Genomic DNA, 12,002 nt, shown 5'->3' with positions numbered 1-12,002 from the left:
GCGCCTCGTCTAGGGGGGGGGCTTGATGCTCCAGCCCGACAGGCTTACGGCCGCCGCCCCCGCCGCCGGGGACACCGCCCCCGGCGCGGCGGGCCCGCCCGGCGGGGGGGGGGCCGCCCCGTCCGGTCGTTCCGGGCGGCTGTCCGGGGTCAGCCCGCGGCGCGGCGGTACTTGCGCACCGAGAGCCAGGAGAACACCACCGTGATCAGCACCGACCAGCCCACCGACACCAGCACGGCGTGCTGCATCGGCCAGACGTCGGGGACGGGGCCGATCTGGTTGCCGAACAGGCTGCGGCAGGCCTGCACGGTGGAGGAGAACGGGTTCCAGTAGGCGATCGGCTGGAGCCAGCCCGGCATCGAGCTGACCGGCACGAAGGCGTTGGAGATGAAGGTCAGCGGGAACAGCCAGATCAGGCCGGCCGAGGTGGCGGCCTCGGGGCTGCGCACGGACAGGCCGATCAGTGCGCCGATCCAGGAGAACGCGTAGCCGACCATCAGCAGCAGGCCGAACGCGGCGAGCGCGTTCAGGAAGCCGTCGTGGATCCGCCAGCCGACCAGCAGCGCGACCAGGGCGAGCACGACCACGGTGAACGCGGTCTGCACCAGGTCGGCGAGGGTGCGGCCGGTGAGCACCGCGGCGCGGGACATCGGCAGCGAGCGGAACCGGTCGACCAGGCCCTTGGTCATGTCCTCCGCGATGCCGGCGGAGGCGCCGGCCACCGCGAAGGTGACGGTCTGGGCGAAGATGCCGGCCATCAGGTACTGGATGTACACGTCGTGCCCGGGCGGGGCGCCGGGGATGACGATGGCGCCGCCCATCACGTACGAGAACAGCAGCACGAACATCACCGGCTGCATCAGGCCGAAGACCACGATCTCGGGGATCCGGGTCATCCGGCGCAGGTTGCGCTTGGCGACCACCCAGGAGTCGTGCAGGGTGGCGGCGGCGCCGCGCCGCCGGGTGACGGGGACGGGGCCGATGGCCGCGTCGGGCAGTGCGGTGGTCATCTCAGACGTCCTTCCCGTGGCCGCGGCGGCCCTTCCCGGCGGCCGGCCCGCCCTCGCCGCCGCCGTCCTCGTCCTCGGTGGCGTGGCCGGTGAGGGAGAGGAAGACGTCGTCGAGGGTGGGGCGGCGCAGGCCGATGTCGTCGATCTCGATGGAGCGGGCGTCCAGTTCGCGGATGGCGTCGGCGAGGACCTTGGCGCCGCCGCTGACCGGGACGGTGATCCGGCGGGTGTTCTTCTCCACCGCCGGGTCGCCCTTGGCGAACGGGGTGAGCGCGGCGACCGCCTCGGGCACCAGGTCGGCGTGGTGGACGACGACCTCGATGCGTTCGCCGCCGATCTCGGCCTTGAGCTCGTCGGCGCTGCCTCGGGCGATCACCTTGCCGTGGTCGACCACCACGATGTCGTGGGCGAGGCGGTCGGCCTCGTCCAGGTACTGGGTGGTGAGCAGCAGCGTGGTGCCCTGCTCGACCAGGGTCTCGATGACCTCCCAGAGGGCGAGCCGGTTGCGCGGGTCGAGGCCGGTGGTGGGCTCGTCGAGGAACATCACCGGGGGCCGGACGACCAGGGCGGCGGCCAGGTCGAGACGGCGGCGCATGCCGCCGGAGTAGGTCTTGGCGGTGCGGTCCATCGCGTCGGAGAGGTTGAACCACTCCAGCAGTTCCAGGGCCCGCTTCTTCGCGTCCCGGGCGCTCATCTGGTAGAGCTCGCCGACCATCTGGAGGTTCTCGCGGCCGGTGAGGTACTCGTCGACGGCGGCGTACTGACCGGACAGGCCGATCAGGCTGCGCACCTCGTTGGGGTGCTTGAGGACGTCGACGCCGGCCACCGTGGCCCGGCCGGAGTCCGGTTGGAGCAGGGTGGTCAGCACCCGGACGGCGGTGGTCTTGCCGGCTCCGTTGGGGCCGAGCAGTCCGAGCACGGTGCCTTCGGGGACGTCCAGGCTGACGCCGTCGAGGGCGCGCACGTCGCCGAAGGTCTTGACCAGGTTCTCGGCTTCGATGGCTGACGCCATGGTCCTGCCTCATCTCCCTGATGCGAGGTCGGAAGTACGAGTTCGGTGTCGCTTTTGGGCAGAGATCACCCAGTCTGGTACCGGAGCGGACGGACGGCAAAAGCTCGCGATACATCGCAAGATGCTGCCACTCGCGATATATCGCGTCAACCCGTGCAGGTGATCCGGGTCTCACCCGGGGCCGCGGCGCTCAGCGCGAGACCACGTAGCCGTCCTCGCGCAGCTCGCCGATCACCGCCGCGCAGTGCTCCGGCCCCTTGGTCTCCAGGTGCAGGTCGACCTCGACCTCGGTGAGGCCCAGCTGCGGGTCGATCCGCACGTGCGCCACGTCCAGCACGTTGGCGTCCACCCGGGTCAGCACGCCCAGCAGGCCCGCCAGCGCGCCCGGCCGGTCGGCCAGCCGGACCCGCAGCGACAGGTAGCGGCCCGCCGCGGCCAGGCCGTGCCGGAGCACCCGCTGCATCAGCTGCGGGTCGATGTTGCCGCCGGACAGCACCCCGACCACCGGGCCGTCGAAGGCGCCCGGCTCCGACAGCAGCGCGGCGATCGGCGCCGCCCCGGCGGGCTCGACCACCAGCTTGAGCCGCTCCAGGCCGACCAGCAGGGCCCGGGAGAGCGCGTCCTCGGAGACCGTCCGCACCCCGTCCGCGAGGGAGCTGACCACCTCGAACGGGATGTCGCCCGGGCGGCCGACCATGATGCCGTCGGCCATGGTGGCGAACCGCTCCAGCGCGACCGGCCGGCCCGCGGCCAGCGACAGCGGGTACGCCGCGGCGGCGGCCGCCTGCACGCCGATCACCCGGACGTCCGGGCGCAGCGCCTTGATCGCGATCGCCACGCCGGCCAGCAGTCCGCCGCCGCCGGTGCCGACCAGCACGGTGCGCACCTCGGGGCACTGTTCGAGGATCTCCAGGCCGACGGTGGCCTGGCCGGTGATCACGTCCCAGTGGTCGAAGGGGTGGATGAACACCGCGCCGGTGGCGTCGGCGTACTCGCGGGCCGCCCGCAGCGCCTGGTCGACGTTGGCGCCGTGCAGCCGCACCTCGGCGCCGTACTCGCGGGTGGCGGCGACCTTCGGCAGCGGGGCGGCGACCGGCATGAAGACGGTGGAGCGCACTCCGAGCAGCGCGGCGGCCAGGGCCACGCCCTGGGCGTGGTTGCCGGCGCTGGCGGCGACCACGCCGGCGGCGCGCTCGACCGGCAGCAGGCCGGCGATCCGCAGGTACGCGCCGCGCAGCTTGAACGAGCCGGTGCGCTGCAGGTTCTCGCACTTGAGGTGGACGGGCGTGCCGGCCACTCCGGACAGGTGGCGGCTGCTCTGCATCGGGGTGACCCGGGCCACCCCGGCGAGCATCTTCTGCGCGCCCCGGACGTCGTCCGGCGTGATCGGCCAGTTCTGCATGAAGATCAGCCTAGGGCGGGATGGTTCCGGTGCCCGCCCGGCGCGCGTACGCTGCTGGGCACGAGTCGCCCGCACCCCCGTGAGCCGCGATGAGCATGCCGTCCGACGTTCCCGAATTCGACTGCCAACTCCCCTACCAGGTCGCGGTGTTCGCCCGGCGGATCGGCGCCGCCGGGGAGCTCGACCGGGCCGCGTTCCTGCTGCTGGACCAGCTGGCCGCCGACGGGCCGGCCAACGTGAAGACGCTGGCGGCCGCGCTGGGCGTGGATTCGTCCACGGTGACCCGGCAGGCCGCGCCGCTGCTGCGGGAACGGCTGCTGGCCCGGGTGCCGTACCCGGCGGACCGGCGGTCGGTGCGGCTCGCGCTGACCCCGGCCGGCGCCGGGCGGCTGGCGCGGGAGCGCGAGCGGCGGTGCCGGCTGATCGCCGAGCTGACCGCGGACTGGACGCCGCACGAGCGGACGGTGTTCTGCGCGCTGCTGGAACGGTTCAACGACGGCCTGCGCAACCGTCGTTGACGGGCCGTCGGCCCGACGGCGGTCCGCACCGCCGCCGTCGGGCCTGCCGGGGCCGGGTCAGCCGAGGGCCTGCTCCAGGTCGGCGAGCAGGTCGGCGGCGGACTCGATGCCGACCGAGATGCGCACCAGGTCGGCGGGCACCTCCAGCGGGGAGCCGGCCGCGGAGGCGTGGGTCATCCGGCCGGGGTGCTCGATCAGCGACTCGACGCCGCCGAGGGACTCGCCGAGGGTGAACAGCTGGGCGCGGTTGCACACCTCGACGGCGGCCTGCTCGCCGCCGGCGACGCGGAACGACACCATGCCGCCGAACGCCTTCATCTGCTTGGCGGCGACGTCGTGCCCGGGGTGGGTGGGCAGGCCCGGGTACAGCACCTGCGTCACCTTCGGGTGGGCGGACAGCAGTTCGGCGATCCGGGCGGCGTTGTCGGAGTGCCGGTCCATGCGCACGCCGAGGGTCTTGATGCCGCGCAGCACCAGCCACGCGTCGAACGGCCCGGCGACGGCGCCCATCGCGTTCTGGTGGTAGGCGACCTCCTCGGCGAGGCCGGCGTCGGCGACCACCAGGGCGCCGCCGACCACGTCGGAGTGGCCGCCCATGTACTTGGTGGTGGAGTGCACGACGACGTCCGCGCCGAACGACAGCGGCTGCTGCAGGTAGGGGCTGGCGAAGGTGTTGTCGACGACCAGCAGGGCGCCGGCGGCGTGCGCGATCTCGGCGACGGCGGACAGGTCGGTGATGCCGAGCAGCGGGTTGGAGGGGGTCTCCACCCACACCGCGCGGGTGTTGGGACGGATCGCCTCGCGGACCTTCTCCGGGTGGTGGGTGTCGGCGACGGAGAAGTCGACGCCCCAGCGGGTCAGCACCTTGGCGAACAGCCGGAAGGTGCCGCCGTAGGCGTCGTTGGGGATGACGATGTGGTCGCCGGGCTTGAGGACGGTGCGCAGCAGGGTGTCCTCGGCGGCCAGGCCGGAGGCGAAGGCGAGGCCGCGGGAGCCGCCCTCGATCGCGGCGAGGCACTCCTCCAGGGCGGTGCGGGTGGGGTTCGCGGAGCGGCTGTACTCGTAGCCCTCGCGGAGTCCGCCGACGCCGTCCTGCTTGTAGGTGGACACCTGGTAGATCGGCGTCACGACTGCCCCGGTCCGGGGATCCGCTTCCTGGCCCGCGTGGATGGCGAGGGTCTCGAAGCCGTGGGAAAGCTGGTGCTCGGTCATGCCGTCGAGCCTAGTGCGGCGGACCGGTCACGGGTGGCGGTTGGGCACCTCCGCGGCGGCGGCGCGTCAGGTTGCCGTTCCGTCACCGTATTGGCCTCGCGAATGGCCAGGTCGTACCGCTACGATCTGCCAGCCGCACACATGATCGACACTTGGGGGCGCGGAATGTCCACCGAGCGCACCGGCATGCGCACTTCCACCCGGGCCCTGCTGGCGGTCACGCTGCTCGCCGGGTTCTACCTGCTCGCGGCGGCCATCGTGGTCGGCCTGGTCTGGCTGAACGTGGAACTGGTCCTCGACTCGGACAGCTTCCACTCCGGCATGATCAAGCTCTGGCTGCTCAGCGCCGCCATCGCCTACCCGGTGCTGCGGGTGGTGTTCCTGACCCGCCGTCCGAGCCGGGACGGGCACGACGGCCTGCTGCTGACCCGGGAGGAGCAGCCCGAGCTGTGGGCCCGGGTCGACCGGATCGCCGAGGCCACCGGCGTGCGCGGCCCGGCCGAGATCCGCCTGGTGCCGGCCGTCAACGCCGGCGTCTCCGAGGACACCAGGCTGCTCGGCATGGTGCCCGGCCGCCGCCACCTGGTGATCGGCGCGCCGCTGCTGATCGGCCTCACCGAGGCCGAGCTGGACTCGGTGCTCGCCCACGAGTTCGGCCACTACGCCAACAACGACGTCCGGCTGTCCGGCGTCACCGTGGCCGGCCGCACCGCGATCGCCCACACCATCGCCACCCTGCACCACCGCGCCGACCAGCACCTGGCCGGCCGGGCCGCCGAGATCGCCGACGACAACGCCTACCGGGTGGCCCGCGGCCGCAAGGCCCGCGACGAGGACCCCGGCAACGGCGGCGTCGAACGCTACCTGGCCAAGCTGTTCACCCAGTACGCCAAGCTGTACTTCCGGGTCTCCGAATCGGTCAGCCGCAGCCAGGAGTTCGCCGCCGACCGGCACGCCGCCCGGATCGCCGGCCGCGACGCCACCGCCTCGGCGCTGCGCCGCATCCCCGCCCTGGACGCCGCGCAGGACTTCTACCTGGACCGCTACGCCACCATGGGCTGGGACGCCGGCCTGCTCCCGCCGCCCGGCCAGTTCTTCGGCGGCCTCGCCCACCTGCTGGCCGACCCGGAGCGCCGCGAGGAGCTCGCCGGGATGGGCCTCGACCTGCCCGACGAGCAGGCCGACCCGTACGACTCGCACCCGCCGATCCGGCAGCGGGTCGCCGCCGTGGAGGCCCTGCCGGACACCCCCGGCCTGCCCGGGCTCGGCGAGGACCGGCCGGCCATCGGCCTGCTGCGCGACCCGCAGCGGTGGCTGGCCGAGCTGGAGTCCGCCTCGCTGGTGCCGGAGGCCGCGAACAAGCGCCGCGTCGACTGGCCGGAGCTGGTCCACGAGACGCTGCTGGTGCACGCCCGGGAGAACGCCCAGCCGGTGCTGCGCGCCCTCACCGACAGCGGCCTGCACGGCACCGTCGAGGCCATGCTGGACGCGCTGGACGCCGGCCGGGGCGCGGAGCTCGCCGAACGGCTGCCGCAGACCGAGGAGTCCGCGAAGGCCACCGGCCGGGCCGCCCGCGAGTTCCGGCGCCCGCTGCTGCGCAAGGCCCTGATGTCGCTGACGGTGTTCGGCCTGGCCTCGCAGCAGCTGGCCCGCTGGGAGCTGTCCTGGAGCCGCCCGGCCGCCCTGGTGCTGCCCGGCGACCTCGCCGACCGGCTGCCCGCCGCGCTGGACGCCGCGGTCGCCGACACCCCCGACACCGCCCCGCTGCGCACCCTGCTGACCGAGGCCGCCGCCCCGGCGGCCGCGCGGTCCTGACTTCCCGTCACCCCTGGAGCTGAACCACCCGATGGCCCGTCTGATCGTCATCGTCCCACTGGTCCTGCTGGTCGGCTTCAAGCTGGCCACCTGGCTGATGGAACGCCGCACCGCCAAGCTGAAGACCGCCACCGAGGCGGCGAAGGCCACCGTCGCCCGGGTGGAGGAGGCGACCCGCCCGACCATCTACCCGTCCGAGCACGGCCTGGTCGGCCGGGCCGAACTGGTCCGCGACCCGGGCCTGACCGGCCCGGACGTGGACGCCGCGCTGGCCGCCCTGGAGGAAGGCGACTGGCGCCCGGCCGCCGGGCTGCTCGCCGCCGCCGCGGGCGACCACGACCGGCGCTGGGGCCTGGTGGGCCGCTTCGCCGAGCCCGCCGCCGCGGACGACGCCTGGCTGCTGGCCTGGCGCGCCGAGCAGCCGGACAGCGCGGACGCCGCGCTGCTCGCCCTGGACGCGCTGATCGACCTGGCCTGGGAGGTCCGCACCGGCTACAGCGCCAGCCAGGTCACCGCGGAGCGCTGGGCCGCCTTCCGCAAGGTGCTGGCCGACGCCGAGGCCGCCGCCGCCGAGGCGGTGCGGCTCGCCGACCCCGGCGACCCGCTGCCGTTCGTCGCTCAGATCCCGCTGGCGATGGGTCAGAGCTGGGACAACGAGCGGTTCCTGGCGCTGTGGCAGGAGATCGTCTCCCGCGACCCGCACAACTTCTCGGCGCACTCCAACGCCCTGCAGTACTGGTGCGCCAAGTGGAAGGGCAGCCACGAGAAGATGCACGCCTTCGTGGACGCGGCGATCGCCGCCGCCCCGGAGGGCAGCCTGCTGTCCGCGTACAAGCTGCACGCGTACTACGAGCAGTTCCAGCGGGACAAGGCGCCGCGGGAGGCGTACGCCGCCCCCGAGGTGCAGGCCGCCGCGGACGCGGTGATCGCCGCCCTGGAGACGACCGACGCCGACGAGCGCCACCGCCGCTACGCGCACGGCTGGCTGGTCTGGGTGCTCGACCGGGCCGGCCGCCCGGGCGACGCGATGCCGCACCTGCGGGCGCTCGGCCGGTTCGTCCCGATCCCGTGGTCGTACTGGAACGACCCGGTCGAGAAGTTCGTCAACGAGCGGGTCGACATCGTGCTGGCGGCCACCGCGGAGTGACCGCCGTGCCTGGCGCGCTCCGCGCCGGGTGCCGAGGATGGAAGACATCAGCCGCGCCCCCTCCGCCGAGCCCGGCGCAGGGGGCGCGGGTCGTTCTCGGCCGGAGGTGAGCGGAGATGGCCGGGTTGGTGCGGATGAGTCTGGACTCCCCCGAGGAGGTTCGCCCGTTCGAGGGCGGCAAGGGGCAGTTGGCGCTGGTGAACATGGCGGGCGGCGGCGTCGGCCGGGCCGTGTTCGAACCGGGCTGGCGCTGGTCCGAGCACGTGAAGCCGATCGCCGGCACGGACAGCTGCCAGGCGTCGCACGCCGGCTACGTGATCTCCGGCCGGATCCGGGTCGAGATGGACGACGGCCAGGCCGAGGAGTTCGGCGCCGGCGACTTCATGCTCTGCCCGCCCGGCCACGACGCCTGGGTGCTGGGCGACGTGCCCTGCGTGATGCTCGACTGGCAGGGCTACGCGGACTACGCGAAGCGGGGCTGAGCCGGGGCCTGTCCTCGCATCCCCGCCCGCCGCACGCCGCACGCCGCCTAGCGCCTGCGCACCTCGTGCATGAAGCAGCCGAACTCGACGGCCCGCACGTGCACCACGGCGGTCTCCGGGTCGGCCAGCAACTCGGCGGCCAGCTCGGGCAGTTCGCCGGGCTCGCCGACCCGGCCGCCGAGGATCCGACCGTCCGCGGAGTAGGCGCGCACCACCCGCTGCCCGCCGTGGAAGCCGTCCGGCCAGCCGCCGGCGAAGCCCCCGCAGGGCTCGGCGTGGACGAACACCGGGCCGGTCTCCAGGTACGCGCCGGGGTCGCAGGCCGTCTCCTCGGCCCAGCGGCGCAGCGGCGCGTACGAGAGCAGGGTGATCCGGTCGCCGGGCCGGGCCCGGGTGAGGCAGCAGCGCAGCGGCGCGCCGCCGTCCTCGGTGACGGTGACGGGGTGGCAGCGCCCGCTGTCGTCGAGCCGGCGCAGTTCGGCGAGCGTCGGCGCGGGGATGGCCCGGACGTCGAGGGTGGTGTCGTAGCTGTTCATGGGCCCCAGCCTGCGCCGTCGGGACGGGCGGGTCCGGCGGGATCCGGACGTCGCGCTGCGGCGGGGTCCGGAACGTGCGGCGGCCCGCCGCAGCGGTGCTGCGGCGGGCCGTGGTGCGCGCTGCGGGGCGGGCGTCGGGTCAGCTCTTCTTGAGGGAGGCGCCGAATTCCTTGATGTCCTGGAACGACAGGCCGGCCGAGTTCAGCGTCCGGGCCTGTTCCCGGGTGACGCCGGCGGCGGCCAGCTCGGCGTACTGGGCCTCGGTCAGCGGGGCGGCCGGGCCGTCCGCGCCGTCCTCGGCGCCGCCGGTGGCGGCCAGCGTGGCGGCGGCCTCCTGGAGCTTGGCCAGGTCGAACTCGGTGGCGCCCGCGGGGGCGGTGACGGCCGGGGCGTCGGGGACGAAGCCGAGCCGCAGCGGGAAGTGCGCGGACGCGTCGGGCTTGTCGGCGAACTGCATCAGGTCGAAGGTGACGGCCTGCGCCTTGCCGCCCTTGATCATCACGTCGGCGGCGAACTTGCGGTCCGGCACCTCGGGCATGTCGTCGGACGGCAGCGGCGGGAAGGCGGAGGAGCCGGACGCCAGCTTCTCGACGGCCTTCATCAGGCCCTCGACCAGCGGGCGGGCGGGCGCCGAGACCTGGATGACGTCGGCGTCGCCGGACTTGCCCTTCTCCTCGACGGTGATGTTCTTCGACACCACGGCCTTGACCGTCTTGCCGAACTGCTCCATCTCCGACGGGTCGAAGCTCGGCATCGCGCCGAGCGGCGAGCCGGTGAACGGGTTGCCGCCGAGCGGCGAGCCGCCGGTCTTCTGCTTCTCGCCCGCCTCGCGGAGCTTGTTGAGGTCCATCGAGACCCACTTGCCGTCGACGACGTCCTTGACCGGGGCGGCCTCGGGCGGCAGCTGGGACATCATCCGGTCGATCTCGCCGGTGTCCTGACCGCTCATCCGGGCGATGCCGCGGACGTCCGCCTTCAGGTACATCTTGTCGCCGACGATGCGGACGTCCGCGTACGTCTGGCCGGACTTCTTGGCGCCCAGCGCGTAGCCGACGGCCACGCCCTTCAGGTCGTACGGGTCGTTCAGCGCGCCGACGCCGCCGGCCTTGAACGCCTCGGTGTCCTTGAGCGGCTTGTCGGCGCTCATCGACACGTTCAGCGTCAGGTCGGCGAACAGGTCCGCGTCCTTCTGCTCGATCGGGTCGTCGACGGCCTTGCCGAAGGCGACGATCTGGTCCGGCGTGGCGTCGACGGACAGCTGGAAGGTCAGCGACTTGGCGTCGCCGAGCTTCTCGAACGCGCCGGAGAGCTTCTCGCCGGCGCTCAGCTCCTTGACGGCGCCGCAGGCGGTGAGGCCGGCGGCGAGCAGGACGGCTCCGGTGGTGACGGCTATGCCGGCGCGGACGGACCGGCGAAGGGCGGTGTTGATGTCTGAACTCCTGTGCCTGAAGGCGGACTCGGGCCCGATCGGCCCTGCCGCGGAGGCCAGCTCAACACATCGACGCATCCCCCCGCATGCGAATAATTTTTACCATTCGTTGAGGACACTCCCACGGGGCCCCCACCGCCCCGTGCGAAGGTCCGCGCCTCAGAGCGCGCTGCCGGCCTTCCAGTCCGCCCAGGACATGTTCCAGCCGTTCAGCCCGTTGGACGGGTTCACCGTGCGGTCGCCGGAGTTGACCACCTCGACGACGTCTCCGACCATCGAGCTCGCGAAGAACCTGGCCCCGCTGGTGTCCGGGTTCCCGCCGCCCTGCACGTCCTGCAGCGCGATGCAGCCGTGGCTGGTGTTGGCGTTGCCGAACTGCGAGGCCGGCGACCAGTAGTTGCCGTGGATGAAGGTGCCGGAGGTGGTCAGCCGCTGGGCGTGCGGCACGTCCGGGATGTCGTACTCGCTGCCGAGGCCGACCGTGGCGGAGTTCATCCGGGTCTGCTGGAAGCGCTCGGAGATCACCATCTTCCCGGCCCAGGTGCGGTGGTCGGGCGAGCCGCCGATCACCGGGTAGGTGGCGGTCACCCGGCCGTCGGTGCTGACGGTGAGGGTGCCGGCCTTCAGGTCGGCGACCGAGACCTGGCTGCGGCCGACGGTGAAGGTGACGTTCTTCGACTGGGTGCCGTACACGCCCTTGGCGCCGGCCACGTCCTTCAGGCGCAGCTTCAGGGTGACGGTGGTGCCCTTGGCCCAGTACTGCTGCGGCCGGAAGTCCAGCCGGGTGGCGTCGACCCAGTGGCCGACGATCTCCACCGGCGGGTCGGCGACCACGGTGATCGCCTGCTCGACGGCCCGCCGGTCGGTGATCGCCTTGTTGAAGTTGATCGACACCGGCATGCCGACGCCGACCGTGGCGCCGTCCTCGGGGGTGAAGTAGCCGACGAAGGTGTTGGCCGGGGAGGCGGTGGAGAAGCTCGCGTTGGCGTCCGCCGGGCGCTTGTCCTTGTCCTCGGCGGCGGCCGCGACGGTGTACGTGCTGCCGCTGGCCAGCTTCGCGGTGGACGTCCAGCTGGCGCCGTCGGCGGCGAGTTCGCCCGCTATCTGCTTGCCGGTGCCGTCGGTGACGGTGACCGAGGTGAGGGTGCCGTTCTGCACGGTGACGGTGACCGGCGCGGTGAACGGTGCGGCGGTGGCGCCGTCGGCGGGGGTGATGGTGATCTGCGCGACGGACGCCTTGGGGCTGACCGACTGGGTCTCGCCGCCGCCCGCCGGGGCCGAGCCCCCGCCGTTGCCGCCCGGCGTGGCCTTGCTGCCGCCGCCCTGGCAGGCGGCCAGCAGCAGGACGGGGGCGCCGAGCAGCCCGGAGAGCACGCCGCGCCGGCTCCACTCGCCGCCGCGCGGCCGCTCCTGCTTCTCCGCTGCGGTCACGTCCACGC

11 protein-coding genes are annotated in these 12,002 nt (G+C 73.5%); 4 read left to right on the top strand and 7 right to left on the bottom strand.

Annotated elements, in window-relative coordinates; translation table 11 throughout:
• Positions 1-149: 149 nt before the first annotated feature.
• From ACFV1L_RS05755 to ilvA, 3 genes are all read right to left on the bottom strand, one after another.
• Complete coding sequence (locus ACFV1L_RS05755) at positions 150-1,010, bottom strand: ABC transporter permease (protein WP_380363218.1); 861 nt, start codon at positions 1,008-1,010, stop codon at positions 150-152.
• A 1-nt stretch (position 1,011) separates the two neighbouring features.
• Complete coding sequence (locus ACFV1L_RS05750; RefSeq protein WP_380363216.1) at positions 1,012-2,022, bottom strand: ATP-binding cassette domain-containing protein; 1,011 nt, start codon at positions 2,020-2,022, stop codon at positions 1,012-1,014.
• 190 nt (positions 2,023-2,212) lie between these two features.
• Positions 2,213-3,424 carry a threonine ammonia-lyase gene (gene ilvA / locus ACFV1L_RS05745; protein WP_380363215.1) on the bottom strand — a complete coding sequence of 404 codons (1,212 nt, stop codon included), beginning with the start codon at positions 3,422-3,424 and terminating at the stop codon, positions 2,213-2,215.
• An 89-nt stretch (positions 3,425-3,513) separates the two neighbouring features.
• Here ilvA and ACFV1L_RS05740 point away from each other — a divergent pair, with 89 nt between their 5' ends.
• The gene (locus ACFV1L_RS05740; RefSeq protein ID WP_380363214.1) at positions 3,514-3,942 is read left to right on the top strand and encodes a MarR family winged helix-turn-helix transcriptional regulator; all 429 of its coding nucleotides are present in this window, start codon (positions 3,514-3,516) and stop codon (positions 3,940-3,942) included.
• A 57-nt stretch (positions 3,943-3,999) separates the two neighbouring features.
• Here ACFV1L_RS05740 and ACFV1L_RS05735 read toward each other — a convergent pair whose 3' ends face one another.
• Positions 4,000-5,154, bottom strand: a complete 1,155-nt coding sequence (locus ACFV1L_RS05735) for a cystathionine gamma-synthase (protein WP_380363212.1) — start codon at positions 5,152-5,154, stop codon at positions 4,000-4,002.
• A 165-nt stretch (positions 5,155-5,319) separates the two neighbouring features.
• Here ACFV1L_RS05735 and ACFV1L_RS05730 point away from each other — a divergent pair, with 165 nt between their 5' ends.
• From ACFV1L_RS05730 to ACFV1L_RS05720, 3 genes are all read left to right on the top strand, one after another.
• Positions 5,320-6,969: a M48 family metallopeptidase gene (locus tag ACFV1L_RS05730; protein WP_380363210.1), complete on the top strand. Its 1,650-nt coding sequence runs from the start codon at positions 5,320-5,322 to the stop codon at positions 6,967-6,969.
• Positions 6,970-7,000: 31 nt separating this feature from the next.
• On the top strand, positions 7,001-8,116 hold the full coding sequence (locus tag ACFV1L_RS05725) for a hypothetical protein (RefSeq protein WP_380363208.1): 1,116 nt from the start codon (positions 7,001-7,003) through the stop codon (positions 8,114-8,116).
• A gap of 116 nt (positions 8,117-8,232) precedes the next feature.
• On the top strand, positions 8,233-8,598 hold the full coding sequence (locus ACFV1L_RS05720; protein ID WP_380363207.1) for a cupin domain-containing protein: 366 nt from the start codon (positions 8,233-8,235) through the stop codon (positions 8,596-8,598).
• A gap of 47 nt (positions 8,599-8,645) precedes the next feature.
• Here ACFV1L_RS05720 and ACFV1L_RS05715 read toward each other — a convergent pair whose 3' ends face one another.
• From ACFV1L_RS05715 to ACFV1L_RS05705, 3 genes are all read right to left on the bottom strand, one after another.
• Entirely contained in the window at positions 8,646-9,134 is a 489-nt protein-coding gene (locus ACFV1L_RS05715) for a DUF1203 domain-containing protein (RefSeq protein WP_380363205.1), read from the bottom strand.
• A 139-nt stretch (positions 9,135-9,273) separates the two neighbouring features.
• Positions 9,274-10,641: a hypothetical protein gene (locus ACFV1L_RS05710; RefSeq protein ID WP_380363203.1), complete on the bottom strand. Its 1,368-nt coding sequence runs from the start codon at positions 10,639-10,641 to the stop codon at positions 9,274-9,276.
• Between the two features lie 81 nt (positions 10,642-10,722).
• Positions 10,723-12,000, bottom strand: a complete 1,278-nt coding sequence (locus ACFV1L_RS05705) for an Ig-like domain-containing protein (protein WP_380363201.1) — start codon at positions 11,998-12,000, stop codon at positions 10,723-10,725.
• Positions 12,001-12,002: the final 2 nt, after the last annotated feature.

The organism is Kitasatospora sp. NPDC059646, from assembly GCF_042734615.1.
In the GTDB taxonomy this organism is placed as follows: domain Bacteria; phylum Actinomycetota; class Actinomycetes; order Streptomycetales; family Streptomycetaceae; genus Kitasatospora.
The sequence above is the reverse complement of the archived record's forward strand: the minus strand, read 5'-3'. Positions and strand labels throughout refer to the sequence as shown.